Origin of the sequence: Butyrivibrio sp. M55 (genome assembly GCF_900116865.1) — a bacterium.
Classification (GTDB): Bacteria; Bacillota; Clostridia; order Lachnospirales; family Lachnospiraceae; genus Butyrivibrio.
Genome location: NZ_FPCD01000002.1, coordinates 86372 through 108077, shown reverse-complemented (window position 1 = coordinate 108077; position 21706 = coordinate 86372). Strand labels below are relative to the sequence as shown.

Sequence of the window (21706 nt, the reverse complement as noted above, 5' to 3'; positions counted from 1 at the left end):
GATACATATTATGAAAAATCGAATTAAAAGATCAATGGCTTATCTACTATGCGTGATACTGCTATCTCTTTCAATTACAGCTTGTGGCAAGGCAGGCTCCGGATCGGTTTCCGGTAACGGTATAAAAATACTTATGACGCTTCACGCTGACGATGACTCATTCCTAAATACACTTGCCGATTCAATAGTTGCAAAGGGACAAGAACTTGGCGCAACAATTGATGTCGTATACAGCCAGAAAGATACAGAAACACAGATGCAACAGATAGCAAACGCCGCTTCTGAAGGATATGATGCCATCATATGCAGATTATGTGATACAAGCACCACACTTCAGATGGAGAATGCAGCAGGCAATCTTCCTATTGTATTCATCAACAACGAACCCGAAAGTGACTATTTAAAAAGTGACAAATATGTCTATGTCGGTTCATATGAGCAGGATGCCGGTGAATTCCAGGCAGATTACATCTGGAGCGGTCTCGGAAAGCCACCTGCACTTAATGTGATCATCATGGTCGGAGAAAAGATGCATGCCGCTGCTCCAAAGCGTACAAATGCAGTAAAATACTTCTTCCTTGACAATAAGGTCGATGTAAACTATGTATGGGTCGACAACGGTGATTGGGTTGAAGACGTAACATATGACAAGCTCAATATATTCAAAAAGACAGGACAGTCATTTGATTGTATCATATGCAATAACGACACTATGGCGATGGGCGCTATCAAATGGATGAAAGAAAACGGATATGATACACACAAGATACTTGTAGCCGGAATCGACGCTACAGACGAGGGATGTGAAGCTGTAAGAAGCGGAGACCTTTATATGACGGTTCTTCAGGATACCGCAGGACAGGGTGCTGCAGCCGTACAAAGTGCTGTTTCACTTGCAAAAAACGGTTCGGTTTCTTCTGTTTCAGGCGTATCCGCAGACCATAAGTATATTTGGGTTCCATTTGTTCCCATAACGCCCCAGAATGTGGACCAGTATAAATAAATGACCATTGTCACATCATTTGTTTAAATCGCAAATAAAGGCATTAAAAAGAGGTTTCAGAGCATTTGCTCTGAAACCTCTATATTTATGGTTTAAATAATCAAAAGCTATTAAACAAGCTCAAGAACAACCATCATAGCTGCATCGCCTTTTCTCTGACCGATCTTGATGATTCTTGTGTAACCACCCTTACGATCTGCGTACTTAGGTCCGTACTCATCGAAAAGCTTTGCTACAAGGTCAACTTCCTTAGTGTTCTTCTTTCTTCCCTTGTTCTCCTGAGGAACATCAACTACAGGGTAAAGAGTCTTAAGAAGCTGTCTTCTTGCGTGCATACGTGTAGGAAGATCCTTCTTGATCTCCTTAGTAACAGTTGTGAACTTAGTAACTTTCTTACCGTCAACAACTTCCTTTACTCTCTTTCCGTCCTTATCCTTCTCAGGAATCTTAACTTCAACGGAAACAGTCTCATAATTGTCCTTTTCCTTAGCAGCTAGAGTGATCATAGGCTCTACGATCTTCTTGATTTCCTTAGCTCTTGCCTCAGTAGTAACAATCTTTCCATTGTAAAGAAGTGCTGTTACCTGGTTACGAAGAAGTGCTCTTCTGGGCTTTGTTGCTTTTCCAAGCTTTCTGTACATTGCCATGTTATTTTACATCCTTTCTCATTTGCGGAGTTCCCTCCGCTGTAGGTACATCATAAGATGCGCATCGGTCTTACTCTCACAATGCAGTTTTTTGATCCTATGAGAATCCGCATCAGTACGCTTCGGATTTACCTTCCGCGGACATTCATAATTAATAGTTCGTGATATTACTGTTCGCCATCTGACTTAAGTGAAAGTCCAAGCTCATCAAGCTTAGCAAGAACCTCCTCAAGTGACTTACGTCCAAGATTACGAACCTTCATCATATCATCAGAAGTCTTGCTTGCAAGCTCCTGAACGGTATTGATGCCAGCTCTCTTAAGGCAGTTGAATGAACGAACTGAAAGTTCAAGCTCATCAATTGACATCTCGAGAACTTTGCCCTTCTCATCGTCTTCCTTCTCGATCATAACTTCTGCTGTCTTAGCATTCTCAGAAAGGTCGATGAAGAGGCTCAAATGCTCACTGAGTACCTTTGCTGCAAGGCTTACAGCCTCGTCGGGAGCAAGTGTTCCGTCAGTGTGAACATCTAATGTAAGCTTATCGAAATCAGTTACCTGACCTACACGAGTGTTCTCGATGGTTATATTTACTCTCTCTACAGGAGTGTAGATAGAATCGATAGCGATAACTCCGATAGGAAGATCGCCTGTCTTATTCTTGTCAGAGCTTACATAACCTCTTCCCTTTGTGATGGTGAGCTCCATGTAGAGCTTAGCATCCTTTCCGGAAAGTGTAGCGATAACCTGATCAGGATTCATGATCTCAATATCCTGGTCCACCTGAATATCTGATGCTCTTACTACTCCTTCGCCGTTGAACTCGATATAAGCTGTCTTAGGTTCGTTAGTATCAGAGGAATTCTTTATAGAAAGATTCTTGATATTCATAATGATCTCAGTTACGTCTTCCTTTACTCCGGGAATAGAACTGAATTCATGCAGCACGCCTTCAATCTTGACCTGACTTACTGCTGCACCAGGTAATGATGAGAGCATAATCCTACGAAGGGAATTGCCCAGTGTAATACCGTAACCTCTTTCAAGAGGCTCTACTACGAATTTACCATATTTCTTATCATCTGAGATTTCAGCAACTTCAATATTTGGTCTTTCAAAATCAAACACTGATATACCCTCCTTATGTGACTAGTTAACAAGTTTCTATTTAATAGATTACTTAGAATACAACTCGACGATAAGCATCTCATCAACAGGAACGTCGATTACTTCTCTTGAAGGAAGTTCCTTTATTGTACCCTTAAGTCCTTCCTTGTTAACGTCAAGCCACTCAGGAACAAGTCTGCTTGCAGTGATTTCTGAAATATCCTTAAATCTCTGAATGTTCTTAGCTGCCTCTTTAACTTCGATGACATCACCGGCCTTAATGAGGTATGAAGGAATGTTGATTACCTTACCATTTACAGTGATGAACTTGTGAAGAACAACCTGTCTAGCTTCTCTTCTTGTTCTTGCAAAGCCCATTCTGAAGATAACGTTATCAAGTCTTGTCTCAAGAATAGTCATAAGGTTGGAACCTGTCTGACCCTTCATTCTGTCTGCTCTGTCGTAGTAATTTCTAAAAGGCTTCTCAAGGACGCCATATATGAATTTAGCCTTCTGCTTCTCGCGGAGCTGAAGTCCATACTCACTCATTTTCTTACCAGCGTTAGCTGATGTTCTCTTAGACTTTTTGTCATATCCAAGAAATGTAGGATCCAGATCAAGTGATCTGCATCTTTTTAATACGGGAACTCTGTTTACTGCCATTTTAGGCTCCTTTCTTTTACTCAGACAACATTCTGTTATCTGATGTTGTTTACAGTGTCATGCACCTTCATCCAACGCGTTAAATACATATATATTTGCACATGTATTCTGCAATGAGAGTAACGCGATATAAAATCGATTATACTCTACGACGCTTGGGAGGTCTGCATCCGTTGTGCGGTACAGGTGTTACATCTGTGATAGATGTAACTGTGAGTCCACTTGCAGCAAGAGCTCTGATAGCAGCTTCTCTTCCTGATCCTGGTCCCTTAACGAATACATCAACAGTCTTAAGGCCGTGAATAAGTGCAGCCTTTGTTGCTGTCTCTGCAGCTACCTGTGCAGCATAAGGAGTAGATTTCCTTGAACCTTTAAATCCGAGACCGCCGGCACTTGCCCAGCTAAGAGCGTTTCCTGCTGCATCTGTCAAAGTAACGATAGTGTTATTGAAAGATGACTGGATGTGCGCCTGTCCGTGTTCAACGTTTTTCTTGACACGTTTCTTTGCAGCTGACTTTTTAGCTGCAGTTGATTTCTGATTTGCCATTTTAAACTAACCTACTTTCTTCCTAATAATTACTGGTTATAATGTTACATCACTGATCTGCCATGCTCAGACATCAAGAAAAATTATTTCTTCTTGTTAGCGATTGTTCTCTTAGGTCCTTTTCTAGTTCTTGCATTTGTCTTAGTTCTCTGACCACGGCAAGGAAGTCCTCTTCTATGACGCATGCCTCTGAAACATCCGATCTCTGTGAGTCTCTTGATGTTCATAGCGATTTCTCTTCTGAGGTCACCTTCTACATCGTAGTCGTTACCGATAATCTCGGCAATTCTCTTTACTTCTTCGTCTGTAAGATCACGAACACGTGTGTCCGGGCTTACTTTTGCTGCTTCAAGAATCTTGTTTGAGCTTGTTCTACCAATTCCGTAGATGTATGTCAAACCGATCTCTACTCGCTTATCTCTAGGTAAATCTACACCTGCAATACGAGCCATTTTTTATTCCTCCATAACTTATAAATAATATTACTTGTTTGATTGGGGCCATGATTCACAGCCCAACCGGACAAAGAATGATCCGATCTTTCCAATACGCATTGGTATCAAAAAGTAATCCACCTAAACGGCTCGGATTATCCCTGTCTCTGTTTGTGCTTAGGGTTGTCACAGATAACTCTGATAACGCCCTTTCTCTTAATAACCTTGCACTTTTCGCACATAGGCTTAACAGAAGACCTTACTTTCATTGTTACTCCTTTCCTGCATGGTAAACAGATAATGCTTAAAGAAGGGCATAATAACCCCTCTACCTAAAAAGACCATTTGATATCATAACATATCCAAAGTCAATAATCAAGCAGTTTTTTCAGCTTTTTCATAAGATTTATTACGACAATTTTGAATTTATTTCTTTTTCTTCCTCATGAAGATTAAATGTGGCTTTTCCGCTCTCTTTTGCCTCATAAAGAGCTTCATCCGCCTTCTTATAAAGCTCACTGAAGCTTGCGCAGTCGTTGTCACTGACAATACCGATACTGCAAGTAAGCCCTGAAACCTGATTGATACGTGCAGTCTTAAATTCATGAAGAATACTTCTGCATCTCTTTTCCGCAAATCCTTCAGGCATCTCGCCCATAACGAGCACCATGAACTCATCGCCGCCTATCCTTCCCATGATATCGTAGGGATGGAAATAGCTCTGAAGTATCTCAGAGAACTTCTTAAGCACGTTATCACCCGTCTGATGGCCGTATGTATCATTTACTTCCTTGAAATTATCAAGGTCAAAGATAAACAGAATGCATCTTGCACCGGGTTTTCTTTTCTTAAGATATTCATTGCATTTCTCTTCAAAAGAAAGCTTGTTGTAAATACCTGTAAGAAGATCTGTGGTACTCTTTCTTTCAAGGATACGTCTGTCTTCACCTTTATTTATCGCAAGATCGACTATCTCAAAATAGCTGAACAGCGACGCGATGATGGCAACGCCCGCAACAAACAGATCTCTTTTTACACCATAATGGGGACGTATCATAGAATCCATTATGCAATATATGATGGTAAGTACGATCTTGTACACCGTAGTGGCCAAAAAGGTATCCATATATACCGCAGTTATCACGATAATGGCACAAGGGAACACGATACATCTTGATGTCATGTTCATGATAATATCAGCATAGGAGTATGCAAGTATCATCACTCCATAAAAAAAGAAGGAATACATTCTAGATAATTTGAAGCTCTCAGATATATTACTAAGAAAAACTTTCTGTACCAAATGTATTCCAACAAGAACAAACAATATTGCAATTAGAAAAAAACAAAAATAATAACTTCCCGAAAACAGTAAAATAAGAAATAGCAGGAACGCGCTAACACCGGATAAAAACATCACAGTGTCAGCAGTGTTTCGGATATTATCCTCCGCTATCTTATTCTTGTTATAATGTATGAACGAAATACTATCGAAATGCCTATCCAGAATTTTTTGTATCATAAATCCCTCACACACGTACCGTTATTAGATTAGATTATTATATTACTTGTCTCTCCAAATAATTCTTCCTTTTGTAAGATCGTAAGGTGATAACTCAAGTGTTACCTTATCACCGGGTAAAATTCTGATAAAGTTCTGGCGAAGCTTACCGCTTATATGTGCCAACACAACGTGTCCGTTTTCAAGTTCAACCTGGAACATTGTATTGGGAAGCTTCTCAATTACCTTTCCTTCAATTTCAATTACATCAGCCTTTGACATCTACATCTCCTCTTAATTTACAACTATATTAAAGTTAATATCTCCGGTTCACCATCCGTGATGGCTATTGTATTCTCATAATGTGCTGCAAGTGACCCGTCAAGTGTGACAACAGTCCAGTCATCCTCAAGCCAGCCTATCTTGCGGCTTCCCATTGTTATCATGGGCTCGACGCATATGGTCATACCTTTTTGAAGTTTCACACCTCTTGTCAGTTTCCTGAAGTTAGGCACCATGGGATCTTCATGTAAACTTGTTCCGATCCCGTGACCTGTAAGTTCCCTTACAATGCCGTAACCGTGTGGTTTGATATATTTATCGATAGCAGCGGAAATGTCGTGAAGTCTGTTTCCCGCTTTAGCTTTCTTAATTCCTTCAAAAAAGCTTTCTCTGGTGACATCGATAAGTTTCTGCGCTTCATCGCTTATCTTACCGACACCCCATGTTCTCGCCGCATCAGAATGAAAACCTTTATATATGAGTCCTGTGTCGAAAGAAACAATGTCTCCTTCCTGCAGGATTCGCTCACTGCTAGGTATTCCGTGAACTACTTCATTGTTCACCGAAATGCACACAGAAGCAGGAAATCCTTCGTAATCTTTGCAATTCGGAATCCCGCCCAGAGCACGGATAGTTCTCTCACCAATCTCATCAAGCTCAAGAGTTGATATACCGGGTCTGAGAGCAGCATGTAGTTCTTCATGAACCTTTGCCAATAGATGCCCTGACTGTCGCATAAGATTGATTTCTTCGTCTGTTTTGATACTTATAGCCATTTTAACACACCAGATTATGCATTCAATATGCTAACAATATCACTGAAGACTTCCTGCATATCCTTTGTTCCGTCTACAGTCTTCAAAATACTCTTTTTCTCATAGTAATCAATAAGCGGCTGAGTCTGCTCATGATAAACCTTAAGTCTGTTCTGAACTGTCTCAGGCTTGTCATCATCTCTCTGAACAAGCTCGCTACCGCACTTATCACAGATTCCGTCTTTCTGTGGTTTAATATGTTCAATATGATAGGTTGCGCCACACTTCAGACAAGCTCTTCTGCCTGACATTCTGCGAACGATATTCTCATCGGGAACGTCAACATTGATAGCGTAATCAACCTTATCACCAAGCTTTGTAAGTTCTGAATCAAGAACATCAGCCTGGGGAATTGTGCGAGGAAAACCATCAAGTACGTATCCGTTCTTGCAGTCATCATTTGCTACTCTGTCAAGGAGAAGTTCAACTGTAAGCTCATCGGGAACAAGCTGTCCCTTATCCATGAATTCCTTGGCTTTCTTACCAAGTTCTGTTCCGTTCTTGATGTTGGCTCTGAAAATATCTCCTGTTGAGATATGCGGAATGTTGAACTTTTCCGCGATCATCTGAGCCTGTGTGCCTTTTCCCGCACCGGGTGCACCCAACATAATAATCTTCATACTCTAATCCCTTCCATAAAGTAGAAACAAGAGGTTGCAGGGCCCACTGCGAGAGTAGGTCCCTGTACCTCTTTCATTAATTTTTTAATCAGTCTTCCAAAAATCCCTTGTAATTACGTACAAGCATCTGTGACTCAATCTGTTTTATAGTTTCAAGTATAACACTTACCACGATGATAAGGCTAGTACCACCGAATGAAACACTTGCCTTGAACATACCACTGAAGAAGTAAGGAATTATTGCAATAAGAATAAGTCCGCATGCTCCGATAAAGATGATATAGTTCAAAATGCTTGTAAGATAATCGCTTGTAGGCTTTCCGGGTCTGATTCCCGGTATGAAACCGCCCTGCTTCTTCATATTATCTGCAATCTCAATAGGATTGAAGGTAATTGATGTATAGAAATACGCGAAGAAGATAAGCAATAATATGTATACTACAAGACCAATGGAATACTCCCAATGGCTTGGATCAAACCAATTGTCCTGTCTTAAATATTCCAATATCGTTGCCCAAACGCCCGGTCCCTTATAACCTGTGAAATAAGTTATAACGCTGGGGAACTGGAACAATGACATTGCAAAAATGATAGGCATAACGCCCGCTGTGCTGACCTTAAGCGGAATCTCCGAACGATTTCCACCATAAGTTCTTCTACCCTGAATCTTCTTTGCATACTGAACAGGGATTCTGCGCTCTGCGCCGTTAAGAACTACGATCAGTACTACCAATGCAATAATAACCGCTATAATTATTACAGCTGATACTACTCCCCTTGCAATAGGCTTCCCACTCACAAAACGCTCGAAAAGCGAATGAAGATCTGACGGAATTCTTGAAAGAATGTTTATCGTCAGAACTATAGAAATACCATTCCCAACACCGTTTTCCGTGATTCGTTCACCAATCCACATGAGGAATGCACTACCTGCTGTAAATGCAGCTACAACCTGGATTGCCAAGAAGATTGACTTATCTGCAAGGGATCCACCTTTGTAGAAATTAACAGCCATTGCAATGGACTCGATAAGTGCCAAAACTACAGTAATGTATCTTGTCATTGCTGTTAGTTTCTTTCTTCCGTCCTCTCCGTCCTTCTGCCACTCCTCAAACTTGGGAATAGCAATAGTAAGAAGCTGAACAATAATGGAAGATGTGATATAAGGTGTGATGTTGAGAGCCAGGATTGAAGCACGCTCAAACGATCCACCTGTAAATCGATCCACAAAGCCAAAAGCATCGTTTCCGCTCTTTAAACCTTCAAACCAGATCTTAAAAGCCTGGACATCAATTCCGGGAACCGGAATAGTTGTTCCAAATCTGATAACAGCAAGCATTGCAAGAGTAAAGAGAAGTTTTAATCTGATTTCTTTGACTTTTAATGCATTCATTAGGGACTTAAACATTAGATCACCTCTGTTGTTCCACCAAGTGCCTCGATTTTCTCTTTTGCTGCTGCGCTGAACGCATTTGCTTTAACCGTAAGCTTCTTGGTAAATTCTCCGTTTCCAAGAATCTTTACACCATCAAGCTCTTTCTTGATGATTCCCTGATCCTTGAGTGCCTGAACATCTACAACTGCTCCGTTATCAAATACTTCAAGAGCGCTTACGTTAATTCCTACGATGTTTTTATGATTGATATTCTTGAAGCCTCTCTTAGGAAGTCTTCTGAAAAGTGGCATCTGTCCACCTTCGAAGCCAAGTCTGGGAGCACCTGAACGAGCCTTCTGACCCTTGTGTCCCTTACCTGCGGTCTTGCCGTTTCCTGAAGCATGACCACGGCCTCTTCTAAAATTATCGCTCTGTACAGAACCTTCAGCAGGTCTTAAGTTTGATAATTCCATGATAATCCTCCTTTATTTAACTCCGGAGCTTATACCGCTACACGCAGTGAACATCGCTGCTCACCACTCGCGTATACATACTGCAGCTCCGGATACATTTACATTTTACTTTAGAGATTAGATCTCTTCAACCTTTACAAGGTGTCTGATCTGCTGAATCTGTCCTCTTGTAGCGGAATTATCAGGAAGTTCAACAGAGCTGTTAAGTTTCTTAAATCCCATTGATTTTACTGTTGCCACCTGCTTAGGAATAGCACCGATTGTGGACTTAACCAATGTGATCTTAAGCTTCTTTTCACTACTCTTTGCCATTGATTTATACTCCTTATTTACTAAACCTTAAGCTGTTACTTCAGCAACGGACTTACCGCGCTTAGCAGCAACTTCTTCAGGTGTCTTCAACTGAGCAAGACCGCTGATTGTTGCATAAACAACGTTCTGCTTGTTGTTTGAACCAAGTGACTTTGTTCTGATGTTTCTGATACCTGCATACTCACATACCAAACGAGCAGGACCTCCTGCGATGATACCGGTACCTTCAGGTGATCTCTTAAGTAAAACTTCAGCAGAGCCGAACTTACCTACGAAATCATGTGTAATACTGTTGTTCTCATCAAGAGGAACAGTAATGAGGTTCTTAGTAGCATCTTCCTTACCCTTACGGATTGCATCCGGGATTTCAGTAGACTTACCAAGACCTACGCCAACGTGTCCGTTCTTATCACCAACTACTACAAGTGCTGTGAACTTCATGTTACGTCCACCCTTAACAACCTTAGTAACGCGCTTGATGGTAACAACTTTATCTGTCAATTCGAGCTGACTTGCATCAACTATTGTACGCTTCATTTGTGTTTTCTCCCTTCTTAGAATTCAAGGCCAGCTTCTCTGGCAGCATCAGCAAGAGCTTTTACTTTTCCGTGGTAGATATAACCACCTCTGTCAAATACAACAGCCTTAATGCCCTTTTCCAATGCTCTCTTTGCTACAATATCACCAACTTTTGTAGCAGCTTCAATATCGTCTGTATTCTTGAGTTCTGCCTTGATGTCTTTTTCAAGAGTAGAAGCAGATACAATTGTCTTGCCGGCTACATCATCAATAACCTGTGCATATACATGACTATTGCTTCTAAATACTGCTAAACGTGGTCTCTCAGCTGTACCGCTGAAACGATTACGAATCTTCATATGCTTTTTAGCACGAATTTTCTGTCTTGATTCTTTACTAACCATTTTGCACTCTCCTTATCTTATTACTTCTTACCTGTCTTACCAACCTTACGCTTGATAACTTCATCAACATACTTGATTCCCTTGCCCTTATAAGGTTCAGGAGCTCTCTTCTCTCTGATGATTGCAGCGTGCTGGCCAACAGCCTCTTTGTCGATTCCCTTAACAGTGATTATCTGTCCCTCAACTACTGTCTCTACTCCTTCAGGATCAGCAAGTTCTACGGGGTGAGAATAACCAAGTGTAAGAGAGAGTGTCTTGCCATTCTTAGCAGCTCTGTAACCTACACCGTTAACCTCGAGCTTCTTCTCGAAACCATCTGTAACACCAACTACCATGTTGTTAAGAAGGCTTCTTGAAAGACCGTGTAATGCTCTTGTCTTCTTCTGATCGTCAGGTCTCTTAACTTCGATCTGACCATCTGCCTGTGAGAAAGAAATCTCAGCAGGGAAAACTCTTGTAAGGGTTCCCTTAGGTCCCTTAACAGTCACCTTATTATTTTCTGCAACTTCTACTGTTACTCCAGCAGGAACTGCGATTGGCATTTTTCCAATTCGTGACATGCCCGTACCTCCAATTTACCAAATGAATGCAAGAACTTCGCCACCAACCTGCAGCTCTCTTGCTTTTTTGTCAGTTACAACTCCCTGGTTTGTTGAAATGATTGCGATACCAAGTCCGCCCAATACTCTGGGAAGCTCGTCCTTGCCTGCGTATACACGAAGACCGGGCTTTGAGATTCTCTTAAGACCTGTAATTACCTTGTCATTTCTATCAGCGCCATACTTAAGAGTGATGTGAAGATTCTTAAAAGCTCCGTCCTCAACAACATCAAGCTTCTTAATATAACCTTCGTCAAGAAGAATGTTTGCAATTGCAAGCTTCATCTTTGAAGAAGGAACGTCAACTGTGTCATGCTTTGCAGCGTTTGCGTTACGAATTCTTGTAAGCATATCTGCAATAGGATCGTTCATTGCCATTTTAAATTGCCTCCTTAATTATTTTTGCTTCGCCTTACTACTCCCCGAATTGAGCAGAGACACGAAGCCGCAATGCGCGCTTATGTGTTTCTCTATTTTTTAATTATACGAAGAATAATAACTTTGTAAATATGCGGTTTCCATCCTGAACCGCTTATATTACATCCCCCAAAAGGGGGAATTCTACAGAATTACCAAGATGCTTTACGTACTCCCGGAATTTCGCCCTTGTATGCAAGCTCACGGAAGCAAATTCTGCAGATTCCGTACTTTCTAAGATAAGCATGAGGACGACCACAGATCTTACAACGATTGTACTCACGTGTAGAGAACTTGGGCTTCATCTGCTGTTTCAACTTCATGGATAATTTAGCCATGTGTGCATTTCCCTCCTATTATTACTTTGCAAAAGGCATATTGAACAGTGTGAGAAGCTCACGAGCCTCTTCATCTGTCTTAGCTGTTGTTGTGAAAATGATATCCATACCTCTTGTCTTGTCAATCTTATCATACTCGATTTCAGGGAAGATAAGCTGCTCCTTGATACCAAGTGCATAGTTTCCTCTTCCGTCGAATGAGTTAGGGTTGATTCCTCTAAAGTCACGTACACGAGGAAGTGCGAGGTTTACAAGACGATCAAGGAAATCGTACATCTTGTCGCCACGAAGTGTAACCTTACATCCGATAGGCATACCCTCTCTCAATTTGAAGTTAGCGATTGACTTCTTAGCCTTTGTGTAAACAGGCTTCTGACCAGAAATAATAGCCATATCATTTGCAGCGTTCTCGAGAAGCTTAGCATTTTCCTTAGCTTCACCAACTGCCATATTGATAACGATCTTGTCAAGCTTAGGCACCTGCATTACGTTCTTGTAACCGAACTTCTTTGTCATAGCATCAACGATCTCGTTTTTGTATAAATCCTTATATCTACTCAACGTTAAATACCTCCTTCCTTAATTAGTCGATAACCTCACCGGTCTTTTTTGCGATGCGGTTCTTCTTTACAACCTTACCATTCTCGTCCTTCTCAACCTTGAATCCGATTCTGGTAGGTTTTCCTTTGTGAAGATACATAACGTTGGAGATATCAAGAGCTGCTTCGCTCTCTACAATTCCGCCATTGGGGTTCTTAGCAGAAGGCTTCTCATGCTTAGTTACCTTGTTGAGACCCTCTACAACAACCTTTCCGTTCTTTGTATCAACAGAAAGGACTTTTCCTTCCTTGTCGATTTCTCTTCCGGCGATAACCTTAACCATATCGCCCTTCTTAATCTTACTTGTTGACATCTGGGCGCCTCCTTATAATACTTCCGGAGCAAGAGAAAGAATCTTCATGAACTTTTTCTCACGAAGCTCTCTGGCTACGGGTCCAAAAATACGTGTTCCCTTAGGCGTACCATCTTCATTGATAACAACAGCAGCGTTTTCATCAAATCTGATGTAGGAACCGTCCTTACGACGTGTCTCTTTTACAGTACGAACGACAACAGCCTTAACAACATCACCCTTCTTTACAACTCCACCGGGTGTTGCTTCTTTTACAGATGCAACGATTGTGTCGCCGATTCTCGCATATCTTCTTGTAGATCCACCCATAACACGGATTGTAAGAAGCTCTTTTGCACCAGTGTTATCAGCGACTCTAAGTCTACTTTCCTGCTGAATCATGATATTTCTCCTTTTTTTGTATTACTTTGCACGTTCAATAATGGATACAAGTCTCCATCTCTTATCCTTGGAGATAGGCTTTGTCTCCATGACTTTAACTGTGTCACCAATACGGCACTCATTATTCTCGTCATGAGCCTTAAGCTTATATGTTCTCTTCACGATCTTCTTGTAAAGAGGATGCTTCACATGGTCCTCAATGGAAACTGTGATGGTCTTGTCCATCTTATCGCTTGTTACTTTTCCAACACGCGTTTTTCTTAAATTTCTTTCCACGATCATTTCTCCTTTTTAAACCAAGCAAAAGGCTTAGTTAGCAGCCTTAGCATTCTGTGTGATTACAGTCTGGATTCTTGCAATATTTCTTCTTACTTCTTTAATTCTTGCTGTATTATCCAGCTGGTTTGTAGCGTTCTGGAATTTTAAATTGAAAAGTTCCTTTTTAGCTGATACAAGCTCAGTCTGAAGTTCATCAGCAGTCTTAGCTTTCAGCTCGTCTACATACTTATTAGTTTTCATTAGATACACCGCCTTCCAAATCAGCCTTTGAAACGATCTTGCACTTGCAAGGAAGCTTATGTGTTGCAAGACGAAGAGCTTCTCTTGCGTCGGCCTCGGCAACTCCACCGATTTCGAACATTACACGACCAGGCTTAACAACAGCTACCCATCTATCAACAGCACCCTTACCGGATCCCATACGAGTTCCGAGAGGCTTTAATGTGATAGGCTTGTCAGGGAAAATCTTAATCCAAACCTGACCACCACGCTTGATGAAACGTGTCATAGCAACACGGGCTGCCTCAATCTGGTTTGAATTGATCCAGCAAGGCTCAAGCGCAACAATTCCAAATTCACCGTAAGTGATCTTTGTACCACGAGTAATTTTATGAGCCATTGAACCGCGGAACTGCTTGCGGTGCTTAACTCTCTTCGGCATTAACATTATTTATCGCTCCCTTCCTTATCTGAATTCTCACCTGCTTTGGTCGGAAGTACTTCACCCTTGTAGATCCATACCTTAACACCAACCTTACCGTAGGTTGTATCTGCTTCTGCAAATCCATAATCAATATCTGCTCTGAGTGTCTGAAGAGGAATAGTTCCCTCGCTGTAGAACTCTGAACGAGCGATATCTGCTCCGCCAAGACGGCCTGAGCAGCAAGCCTTGATACCAAGAGCATCTGTCTTCATTGTTCTGCTCATGCAAGACTTCATAGCTCTTCTGAATGATACACGGTTCTCAAGCTGCTGAGCAATGTTCTCTGCAACAAGCTGTGCATCCTTATCGGGCTTCTTGATCTCTTTGATATCAACGAGAACCTTCTTATCTGTAAGCTTTGAAAGTTCCTTCTTAGTTACCTCGATCTCAGCACCACCCTTACCGATAACAACACCGGGCTTAGCTGTGTAAACGATAACTTTTACTCTATCTGATGCTCTCTCGATCTCGATCTTAGAAACACCAGCTGCATATAACTTCTTCTTCAGAAATTTTCTGATATTGTAATCTTCTACAAGATTATTGGCGAAATCGCCAGATTCAGCGTACCACTTGGAATCCCAATCAGCGATAACACCGACTCTGAGTCCATGAGGATTAACTTTCTGTCCCATTCTTCGCTTCTCCTTTCAATTATCTCTCGTCCAAAATAACAGTCAGATGACTCATTCTCTTGTTGATTCTGTATGCTCTGCCCTGTGCTCTAGGCTGAATTCTCTTCATGATAGGGCCATTGCTTGCAGTACATTCAGCAACGAAAAGATTTGCTCTGTTCATTCCCTTGTTGTTCTCAGCGTTTGCTACTGCGCTGCTAAGGAGCTTGTAGATTACGCTTGAAGCATATCTGGGATTATACTGAAGGATTGCGAGTGCTGACTCAACATCCTTACCTCTGATAGCATCCATGACAAAGCATGCCTTCTGAACAGGTATTCTTGCGTAAGATAACTTTGCAAAAGGTCTTGTTTCTTTATTGTCACGATTTCTTTCTCTTTTAATTTTAGATCTATGCTTGATTTCCATTTCCATGGATTTGACCTCCTTTCATTGGCACTTCTTAGTGAACGCTGCTCTTTCTCTCAACGGGAGAACTTCCAGCATGTCCTCTGAATGTTCTTGTGGGAACAAACTCACCAAGCTTGTGTCCAACCATATCTTCAGTAACATATACAGGAATATGCTTTCTTCCGTCATGAACAGCGATTGTGTGTCCAACAAAAGACGGGAAAATTGTAGAACGACGTGACCAAGTCTTAACTATCTGCTTCTGGCCCTCAGCGTTCATAGCATCTATCTTCTTGAGCAGGCTTGCGTCTGCAAAAGGTCCCTTTTTAAGTGATCTAGACATTTTATTCCTCCTTATTTGATGGCCTTACCGTTTCTTCTTCTTACGATCAGCTTGTTAGAAGCCTTCTTAGCTTTACGTGTCTTATAACCAAGAGCAGGCTTACCCCAAGGTGTGCAAGGGCCTGAACGTCCAATAGGTGCTCTACCTTCACCACCACCGTGAGGATGGTCGTTGGGGTTCATAACAGAACCACGAACTGTAGGGCGGATACCCATGTGACGAATTCTTCCGGCTTTACCATAGTTAATAAGGTTGTGATCGCCATTTCCTACAACACCGATTGTAGCTCTGCACTCAATGGGAACCATTCTCATCTCGCCTGAAGGAAGACGAAGTGTTGCATACTTTCCTTCCTTAGCCATGAGCTGTGCAGCGTTTCCGGCTGAACGAACCATCTGGCCGCCCTTTCCGGGATAAAGCTCAATGTTGTGTACGTTTTCACCGACAGGAATAGCTGAAAGAGGGAGGCAGTTACCAACACGAATTTCTGCGTTAGCACCGTTCATAACTGTCATACCGTCTGTCAATCCGTTAGGTGCAAGGATGTAAGCCTTTGTGCCATCCTCGTACTGGATAAGTGCGATATTTGCTGATCTGTTAGGATCATACTCAATTCCGATAACCTTTGCAGGCATATCGTCCTTATTTCTTCTGAAGTCTACGATTCTGTACTTAACTCTGCCGCCGCATCCGCGATGTCTTACTGTGATCTTACCCTGGTTGTTACGACCAGCCTTGCTGTTCTTAGAAACAACGAGTGACTTCTCGGGAGTCTTCTTTGTGATCTCTGAGAAATCTGATCCAGTCATGTTTCTTCTGGATGGGGTATATGGGCCGTACTTCTTAATTCCCATGATTATTTCTCCTTTTTTGTTTATCACGTGACTAGTGTAAAAAACACTTGAATCCCGGACTTTTTATTGGATTCAGCACGTATATTTTTAGTGGTAATGCAAACTTCACTAAACTCGAAAGAACCTCGTTAAGTGAATTCGCATGGCTCACACTAAGCTCGGAACTACCTCGCTAAGTGTTCTGCTCAAAGTCCCTGGAAAATCTCAATATCTTTGCTGTCTTCTGTAAGCTGAACGATTGCTTTCTTAGTCTTAGCTGTGAAACCGATTGTCATTCCACGTCTCTTCTTTCTGCCGTTGGCATTAAGAGTGTTAACCTTAGCAACCTTAGCTCCTTCAAACATTTTCTCTACAGCTTCCTTGATCTGTGTCTTGTTAGCTTCAGGATTAACAAGGAAAGTGTACTTTTTCTCGCCCATGCCGGCCATGCTCTTCTCTGTAAGAACAGGCTTAAGGATTACGTCATAATACTGTAATGCTGCCATTAGCAATACACCTCCTCTATCTTTGTAACTGCGTCCTTTGTAAGAACGAGTGTCTTAGCGTTTACGATATCATACACGTTAAGTGTGTTTGTAAGTGTTGTGCTTGCTTCTGCAAGATTTCTTGCTGAAAGAACAACGTTCTTATCATTGTCTGCAAGAACAACAAGAGCCTTACGTGTAGCCTTGAGGTTGTTCATAACCTCTGCGAACTTCTTAGTCTTGATCTCATCAAACTTGAGCTCGTCAACAACGATGAGGTTGTTGCTCTGAGCCTTGTCTGTAAGTGCAGACTTAAGAGCAGCTCTCTTCTCTTTCTTGTTCATCTTGAAAGAGTAATCTCTCGGAACGGGAGCAAATACAACTCCGCCGCCCTTCCACTGAGGAGCTCTGATAGAACCCTGTCTTGCATGACCTGTTCCCTTCTGTCTCCAAGGCTTTCTTCCGCCTCCTGAAACTTCAGAACGTGTCTTAGCTTTCTGTGTACCCTGACGTTTGTCAGCAAGCTGCTGAAGAACTGCCATGTGTACGAGATGTTCGTTTATTTCAACACCGAAGATAGCATCGCTTAAATCAAGCTTACCAACTTCTTTGCCTTCCATATTATAAACAGATACGTTTGCCATCTGTTTGGTCCTCCTTTCGCGTTCTATTAACCGATAACCTTAACGGTTTCCTTGATTGTAACAAGTCCCTTCTTAGGTCCCGGAATAGCGCCCTTTACAAGAATAAGATTCTTGTCTGCATCTACTCTTACAACCTCGAGATTCTGAACTGTTACCTTAACACTACCCATGTGTCCGGGCATTCCCTTACCTTTAAATACGCGGCTGGGATCTGAACTTGAACCATTAGAACCCTGATGACGGTGGAACTTGGAACCGTGAGCCATAGGTCCTCTGTGCTGACCATTCTTCTTAATAGCGCCCTGGAATCCTTTTCCCTTTGAAATAGCTGTTGCGTCAATCTTGTCGCCTTCAGCGAAAACGTCAGCCTTGATCTCTGCACCAAGTGCATACTCAGAAGCATTCTCAAGCTTGAACTCTCTTACATATCTCTTGCAAGAAACTCCTGCCTTCTTGAAATGTCCCTGCTCAGCCTTTGTTGCTCCATGGCGATGAATAATTGTCTTGTTTCCGTTTTTGTCCTTGTTAACGATCTTTTCCTTCTTGTCAACAAAGCCAACCTGTACGGCACTGTATCCGTCGTTCTCAACAGTCTTGATCTGTGTTACTACACAAGGTCCTGCCTGAAGAACTGTTACAGGAATAAGTGATCCGTCCTCTTTGAAGATCTGAGTCATTCCGACTTTAGTAGCTAAAATAGCCTTCTTCATGTTTCTACCTCCTTATTACATCTACAGCGGATGCGTACTACGTTCGCAATGTCGTTTAATTACCTGCAACGTTTTGGTAATTCTCCAGTTATCACGGCATCATGCGCCTTGCATCATACTAGTAGAGGTGTGAATAGTTACTGTATTCGATAAATATGATATGGTTTATATCATTTCATCTTGATATTGATATTTACACCTGCAGGCATCTCGAGTCTCTGAAGAGCCTCAACTGTCTTTGATGTAGGTGTGATGATATCGATAAGTCTCTTGTGTGTTCTCTGCTCGAACTGTTCTCTGGAATCTTTGTATTTGTGAACCGCTCTTAAGATAGTAACAACTTCCTTCTTAGTAGGAAGGGGTACCGGTCCGCTTACCTGAGATCCGTTCTTCTTGACTGTCTCGATAATCTTCTTGGCTGATGCATCAACAAGCTGGTGATCATAAGCCTTAAGTGTAATTCTCATTACCTGATTTGCCATAAAAAAAGTCGCCTCCTTTTCGCACTTTTATATACAAGTACGACAAGCGGTGACTGTACACTTTCCCGTGTGTGTCCTATGTCTTAACACAAATTAAGGCCATAGAATCCCTACACGTCGTTTCTGCCTTGGGTTAGTCGGCAGACTTAATTGTCTGTACAGTGACTTGTCGTCAGTTTGTTTGACCACATCAGTGGTCTCTAGACATTCGCTCCACGGAAAACCTGCTTAACTGGATGAAAGCAGCAACCTCACGCTTCATAGCTATCATGTCACAGCGTTTATGATTGTAAAACATTTTAAAAGTATATGCAACCACTTTTTATAAATTAATCACTTTTATGCAAAAATAGGTGTTTTTAGCCAGTCTTTCTTGATGTTTTTTAACATCATTTCCTATCTCTCGATTTCTGTATCATATAGAAGCTTCTTTATATTATAATAGGCAATGAAAATTTTAGTCAGAAGGAAAAAAATATGTGGATTGCAAACGGATGGAAAGATTATGAGGTAATTGATACCTCTTCAGGTGAAAAGCTTGAGCGCTGGGGTGACTACATGCTGGTAAGACCCGACCCTCAGGTAATATGGAAAACGGACAAAAAACATTTCGGCTGGAAGAAATGGAACGGCCACTACCACCGCAGCAACAAAGGCGGCGGCGAATGGGAGTTCAGAAATCTTCCCGAAGAATGGACTATTAATTATAAGGAACTTACTTTTAATCTTAAGCCCTTCAGTTTCAAGCACACAGGGCTTTTCCCCGAGCAGGCTGCAAATTGGGACTGGTTCTCTTCATTAATAAAGGAAGCGAATCGTGAGATCAAAGTCTTAAACCTTTTTGCCTACACAGGCGGAGCCACTGTTTCTGCTGCCAAAGCAGGCGCTAAGGTCACACACGTAGACGCAGCCAAGGGTATGGTAGCTTGGGCAAAAGAAAATGCGGCATCTTCAGGGCTTGCAGATGCACCTATAAGATATCTCGTAGACGACTGTGTGAAATTTGTAGAGCGTGAAATCAGACGAGGAAACAAGTACGACGGAATAATCATGGATCCGCCTTCCTATGGAAGAGGCCCCAAAGGCGAGATATGGAAGATTGAGGACTCGGTATTTCCGTTTATCGAGCTGACATCAAAACTTCTGTCGGATAAACCTCTTTTCTTCCTTATAAATTCATACACAACAGGTCTTCAGCCTGCCGTACTCTCATATATGTTGCACACAGTACTCGATCCGATTCATCCGGGTGCCATAGAAGCAAGTGAGATTGGACTTCCCGTTAAATCAAACGGACTTGTCCTTCCCTGCGGTGCAAGCGGACGCTGGACAGCGAAAAACTAAAAATCTTACGCAAAGAGCCGCTACAGCTCTCCGCAAAAATACATATAAAAAGCCACAACCCCCGTAAATGCTCATTTTACAAGCGCTACGGGGGTTGTTATATAAATAAAATCTCCTACTAAATTATTCTTCTTCGCCGTCTATCTTGCGGCGAATCTGTTGCATCCTAAGATCGAGCTGATTTATAAGATCTGCACTGAACTTAAGATCATCTGCGATAACTTCCTGATTTGCCGAATCTTTTTTGTATCTCATCTTATGTTCAAGGCTCGCCCAGAAATCCATGGCTATTGTCCTGAACTGCACTTCGACTTTCATGTACTCTTTTTCCTGAACAAGAAAGATCGGAACTTCTATTATAAGATGCAGACTGCGGTAGCCGCTCTTCTTGGGATCTTTGATATAATCTTTTCGCTGGATAACCCTGATATCATCCTGATTTGCAAGACAGTCCGCCAACATGTAGATATCGTCCACAAACGAGCATACAACACGTATTCCCGCAACATCAGAGATGTACTTATCTATATTTTCAATCGAAAAATCCACGCCCTTGCCGATCAGTTTCTTATATATGCTAAGAGGAGTCTTTATCCTCATCTTGATAGCTTCAAACGGATTTCTGTTGTTCCTTAGAGATAATTCTTTATTTAATACATCAAGCTTAGTCCGAACTTCCAATAATGCGCTGTCATACTTCATCATAAGAATTCGAAAATCTTTGACCTGTCCCTTCATCTGAAGGAAATTCTCAAGATCTATTAAACTTACATCATCCCAATCGTCGTTCTTATTGTAGCTGATCTTTGAATAGTCAAAATGCTCTGCTGCCATATACAAAACTCACTTTCATGTAATTCTTATATTGTTAGTATATCAGCATCCGTTAAACGTTATATGAACGAATTATAAAAATTATCAAAATCTTGTACTTGTTTTTTAATTTGGATTCAAGCGTTTTTACAGCTTTTTTATAAAGAGGAATCCTTCTCATCCCTGCGCAATAGCTTTATTCCCGCGATCACAAAGATAATCGGCAAAACCGCCCTCGGCATTGATATTACAGCAAAATAAGAGTCTTCAAGTTTCAAAAGATCCGTAGTATACGCAATATCAACCACACAGCTGTAGATCACAAGCACGCAAACAGCCAAAGCCCAAGGTGCAAATACTTTTCGAAGCTTTTCCATTTCAGGAACAGCTTTTTGGCCGATCTCAAATTCCGTCCAGAAACACTTATCCTCCATCTGTACCAGCTTCTCCGCGCTTAATCCGTACATGTACCATGCATGGAAAAAAGAATATACCCACAAATAACCTAAAAGAACAAAAAGCATCGAGTCTGAAAGAAAATTTGTCGTGAATGCAATCGCGCCCAACATAACAAACGACGCCATCAGCGATAATCCTTTGATCATGAACCCCATGTACATCTCAACCGCTCCCGGCATAAATGCGAAACAAAAAGATAAGAATCCGTTTCTTTTTCTATATACCATATAAATCCC

Annotated in this window: 36 protein-coding genes; 2 read left to right on the top strand and 34 right to left on the bottom strand. The window is 41.6% G+C overall.

The genetic code is table 11. The features are described 5' to 3' along the window. The first annotated feature begins 10 nt into the window (after positions 1-10). Positions 11-1003, top strand: coding sequence for a substrate-binding domain-containing protein (locus BM398_RS02855; protein WP_175531814.1), 993 nt, complete (start codon positions 11-13; stop codon positions 1001-1003). Positions 1004-1113: 110 nt separating this feature from the next. Here the strand turns inward: BM398_RS02855 and BM398_RS02850 are convergent, their stop codons facing one another. The 32 genes from BM398_RS02850 to rpsJ form a co-directional block, all read right to left on the bottom strand. Beyond that, positions 1114-1650: a bL17 family ribosomal protein gene (locus BM398_RS02850; protein ID WP_092336324.1), complete on the bottom strand. Its 537-nt coding sequence runs from the start codon at positions 1648-1650 to the stop codon at positions 1114-1116. Positions 1651-1817: 167 nt separating this feature from the next. Then, positions 1818-2777, bottom strand: a complete 960-nt coding sequence (locus tag BM398_RS02845) for a DNA-directed RNA polymerase subunit alpha (RefSeq protein WP_026655607.1) — start codon at positions 2775-2777, stop codon at positions 1818-1820. 48 nt (positions 2778-2825) lie between these two features. Further along, complete coding sequence (gene rpsD / locus BM398_RS02840; RefSeq protein WP_026655608.1) at positions 2826-3419, bottom strand: 30S ribosomal protein S4; 594 nt, start codon at positions 3417-3419, stop codon at positions 2826-2828. A 139-nt stretch (positions 3420-3558) separates the two neighbouring features. Then, positions 3559-3966 carry a 30S ribosomal protein S11 gene (gene rpsK, locus BM398_RS02835; RefSeq protein ID WP_026655609.1) on the bottom strand — a complete coding sequence of 136 codons (408 nt, stop codon included), beginning with the start codon at positions 3964-3966 and terminating at the stop codon, positions 3559-3561. Positions 3967-4049: 83 nt separating this feature from the next. After that, on the bottom strand, positions 4050-4418 hold the full coding sequence (gene rpsM / locus BM398_RS02830; RefSeq protein ID WP_026667352.1) for a 30S ribosomal protein S13: 369 nt from the start codon (positions 4416-4418) through the stop codon (positions 4050-4052). Between the two features lie 137 nt (positions 4419-4555). Next, positions 4556-4669, bottom strand: a complete 114-nt coding sequence (gene rpmJ, locus BM398_RS02825) for a 50S ribosomal protein L36 (protein ID WP_013280022.1) — start codon at positions 4667-4669, stop codon at positions 4556-4558. A 140-nt stretch (positions 4670-4809) separates the two neighbouring features. Further along, positions 4810-5622, bottom strand: a complete 813-nt coding sequence (locus BM398_RS02820) for a GGDEF domain-containing protein (RefSeq protein ID WP_175531813.1) — start codon at positions 5620-5622, stop codon at positions 4810-4812. A 342-nt stretch (positions 5623-5964) separates the two neighbouring features. Next, complete coding sequence (infA, locus tag BM398_RS02815) at positions 5965-6183, bottom strand: translation initiation factor IF-1 (protein WP_013280019.1); 219 nt, start codon at positions 6181-6183, stop codon at positions 5965-5967. Positions 6184-6206: 23 nt separating this feature from the next. Then, positions 6207-6959, bottom strand: a complete 753-nt coding sequence (map, locus tag BM398_RS02810; RefSeq protein ID WP_092336322.1) for a type I methionyl aminopeptidase — start codon at positions 6957-6959, stop codon at positions 6207-6209. Between the two features lie 14 nt (positions 6960-6973). Further along, a complete protein-coding gene (locus BM398_RS02805; protein WP_026655614.1) occupies positions 6974-7618 on the bottom strand; it encodes an adenylate kinase in 645 nt (214 codons plus the stop codon). 88 nt (positions 7619-7706) lie between these two features. Further along, positions 7707-9026: a preprotein translocase subunit SecY gene (secY, locus tag BM398_RS02800; RefSeq protein ID WP_092336321.1), complete on the bottom strand. Its 1320-nt coding sequence runs from the start codon at positions 9024-9026 to the stop codon at positions 7707-7709. Beyond that, complete coding sequence (gene rplO, locus BM398_RS02795; RefSeq protein ID WP_026655616.1) at positions 9026-9466, bottom strand: 50S ribosomal protein L15; 441 nt, start codon at positions 9464-9466, stop codon at positions 9026-9028. The genes secY and rplO overlap by 1 nt, the downstream gene beginning before the upstream one ends. A 117-nt stretch (positions 9467-9583) precedes the next feature. Next, entirely contained in the window at positions 9584-9778 is a 195-nt protein-coding gene (rpmD, locus tag BM398_RS02790) for a 50S ribosomal protein L30 (protein WP_026515601.1), read from the bottom strand. Between the two features lie 27 nt (positions 9779-9805). Next, positions 9806-10315 carry a 30S ribosomal protein S5 gene (gene rpsE, locus BM398_RS02785; protein WP_026655618.1) on the bottom strand — a complete coding sequence of 170 codons (510 nt, stop codon included), beginning with the start codon at positions 10313-10315 and terminating at the stop codon, positions 9806-9808. Between the two features lie 17 nt (positions 10316-10332). Next, entirely contained in the window at positions 10333-10701 is a 369-nt protein-coding gene (gene rplR, locus BM398_RS02780; protein ID WP_026515603.1) for a 50S ribosomal protein L18, read from the bottom strand. A 20-nt stretch (positions 10702-10721) separates the two neighbouring features. After that, complete coding sequence (gene rplF, locus BM398_RS02775; protein ID WP_026655620.1) at positions 10722-11261, bottom strand: 50S ribosomal protein L6; 540 nt, start codon at positions 11259-11261, stop codon at positions 10722-10724. Positions 11262-11276: 15 nt separating this feature from the next. Continuing rightward, a complete protein-coding gene (gene rpsH / locus BM398_RS02770) occupies positions 11277-11678 on the bottom strand; it encodes a 30S ribosomal protein S8 (protein ID WP_026655621.1) in 402 nt (133 codons plus the stop codon). A gap of 191 nt (positions 11679-11869) precedes the next feature. Continuing rightward, a complete protein-coding gene (locus BM398_RS02765) occupies positions 11870-12055 on the bottom strand; it encodes a type Z 30S ribosomal protein S14 (protein WP_026515606.1) in 186 nt (61 codons plus the stop codon). A 21-nt stretch (positions 12056-12076) separates the two neighbouring features. Then, positions 12077-12616, bottom strand: a complete 540-nt coding sequence (gene rplE, locus BM398_RS02760; protein WP_026515607.1) for a 50S ribosomal protein L5 — start codon at positions 12614-12616, stop codon at positions 12077-12079. A 22-nt stretch (positions 12617-12638) separates the two neighbouring features. Beyond that, a complete protein-coding gene (rplX, locus tag BM398_RS02755) occupies positions 12639-12968 on the bottom strand; it encodes a 50S ribosomal protein L24 (protein ID WP_026655622.1) in 330 nt (109 codons plus the stop codon). Between the two features lie 12 nt (positions 12969-12980). Next, positions 12981-13349: a 50S ribosomal protein L14 gene (gene rplN / locus BM398_RS02750; RefSeq protein ID WP_022764361.1), complete on the bottom strand. Its 369-nt coding sequence runs from the start codon at positions 13347-13349 to the stop codon at positions 12981-12983. A 21-nt stretch (positions 13350-13370) separates the two neighbouring features. Next, on the bottom strand, positions 13371-13625 hold the full coding sequence (gene rpsQ / locus BM398_RS02745; RefSeq protein WP_013280005.1) for a 30S ribosomal protein S17: 255 nt from the start codon (positions 13623-13625) through the stop codon (positions 13371-13373). 33 nt (positions 13626-13658) lie between these two features. Beyond that, positions 13659-13868 (bottom strand): 50S ribosomal protein L29, encoded by a 210-nt coding sequence (rpmC, locus tag BM398_RS02740; RefSeq protein WP_026515609.1) that lies wholly within the window; start codon positions 13866-13868, stop codon positions 13659-13661. Further along, positions 13858-14295: a 50S ribosomal protein L16 gene (gene rplP / locus BM398_RS02735; protein ID WP_026655623.1), complete on the bottom strand. Its 438-nt coding sequence runs from the start codon at positions 14293-14295 to the stop codon at positions 13858-13860. The genes rpmC and rplP overlap by 11 nt, the downstream gene beginning before the upstream one ends. Next, positions 14295-14966, bottom strand: a complete 672-nt coding sequence (gene rpsC / locus BM398_RS02730) for a 30S ribosomal protein S3 (RefSeq protein WP_022778093.1) — start codon at positions 14964-14966, stop codon at positions 14295-14297. Before rpsC ends, rplP begins: the two co-directional genes overlap by 1 nt. A gap of 19 nt (positions 14967-14985) precedes the next feature. Next, positions 14986-15381: a 50S ribosomal protein L22 gene (rplV, locus tag BM398_RS02725; RefSeq protein ID WP_420314844.1), complete on the bottom strand. Its 396-nt coding sequence runs from the start codon at positions 15379-15381 to the stop codon at positions 14986-14988. Positions 15382-15409: 28 nt separating this feature from the next. Then, entirely contained in the window at positions 15410-15700 is a 291-nt protein-coding gene (rpsS, locus tag BM398_RS02720; protein ID WP_026515612.1) for a 30S ribosomal protein S19, read from the bottom strand. A gap of 11 nt (positions 15701-15711) precedes the next feature. Next, positions 15712-16554 (bottom strand): 50S ribosomal protein L2, encoded by an 843-nt coding sequence (gene rplB, locus BM398_RS02715; protein ID WP_026655625.1) that lies wholly within the window; start codon positions 16552-16554, stop codon positions 15712-15714. Between the two features lie 185 nt (positions 16555-16739). Continuing rightward, the gene (gene rplW, locus BM398_RS02710) at positions 16740-17039 is read right to left on the bottom strand and encodes a 50S ribosomal protein L23 (protein ID WP_026515614.1); all 300 of its coding nucleotides are present in this window, start codon (positions 17037-17039) and stop codon (positions 16740-16742) included. Continuing rightward, positions 17039-17662, bottom strand: coding sequence for a 50S ribosomal protein L4 (gene rplD, locus BM398_RS02705; RefSeq protein ID WP_026655626.1), 624 nt, complete (start codon positions 17660-17662; stop codon positions 17039-17041). The genes rplW and rplD overlap by 1 nt, the downstream gene beginning before the upstream one ends. Before the next feature lie 26 nt (positions 17663-17688). Beyond that, a complete protein-coding gene (gene rplC, locus BM398_RS02700) occupies positions 17689-18372 on the bottom strand; it encodes a 50S ribosomal protein L3 (RefSeq protein WP_026515616.1) in 684 nt (227 codons plus the stop codon). Between the two features lie 170 nt (positions 18373-18542). Continuing rightward, positions 18543-18854, bottom strand: coding sequence for a 30S ribosomal protein S10 (rpsJ, locus tag BM398_RS02695; protein ID WP_013279995.1), 312 nt, complete (start codon positions 18852-18854; stop codon positions 18543-18545). Between the two features lie 477 nt (positions 18855-19331). On the opposite strand from rpsJ, the gene BM398_RS02690 reads away from it, so the two are divergent. Continuing rightward, positions 19332-20198: a class I SAM-dependent methyltransferase gene (locus BM398_RS02690; RefSeq protein WP_092336320.1), complete on the top strand. Its 867-nt coding sequence runs from the start codon at positions 19332-19334 to the stop codon at positions 20196-20198. 123 nt (positions 20199-20321) lie between these two features. On the opposite strand, the gene BM398_RS02685 is transcribed toward BM398_RS02690, so the two are convergent. Beyond that, positions 20322-21032, bottom strand: coding sequence for a GTP pyrophosphokinase (locus BM398_RS02685; RefSeq protein ID WP_092336319.1), 711 nt, complete (start codon positions 21030-21032; stop codon positions 20322-20324). Positions 21033-21169: 137 nt separating this feature from the next. Next, complete coding sequence (locus tag BM398_RS02680) at positions 21170-21697, bottom strand: hypothetical protein (RefSeq protein WP_092336318.1); 528 nt, start codon at positions 21695-21697, stop codon at positions 21170-21172. Between the last annotated feature and the right edge of the window lie 9 nt (positions 21698-21706).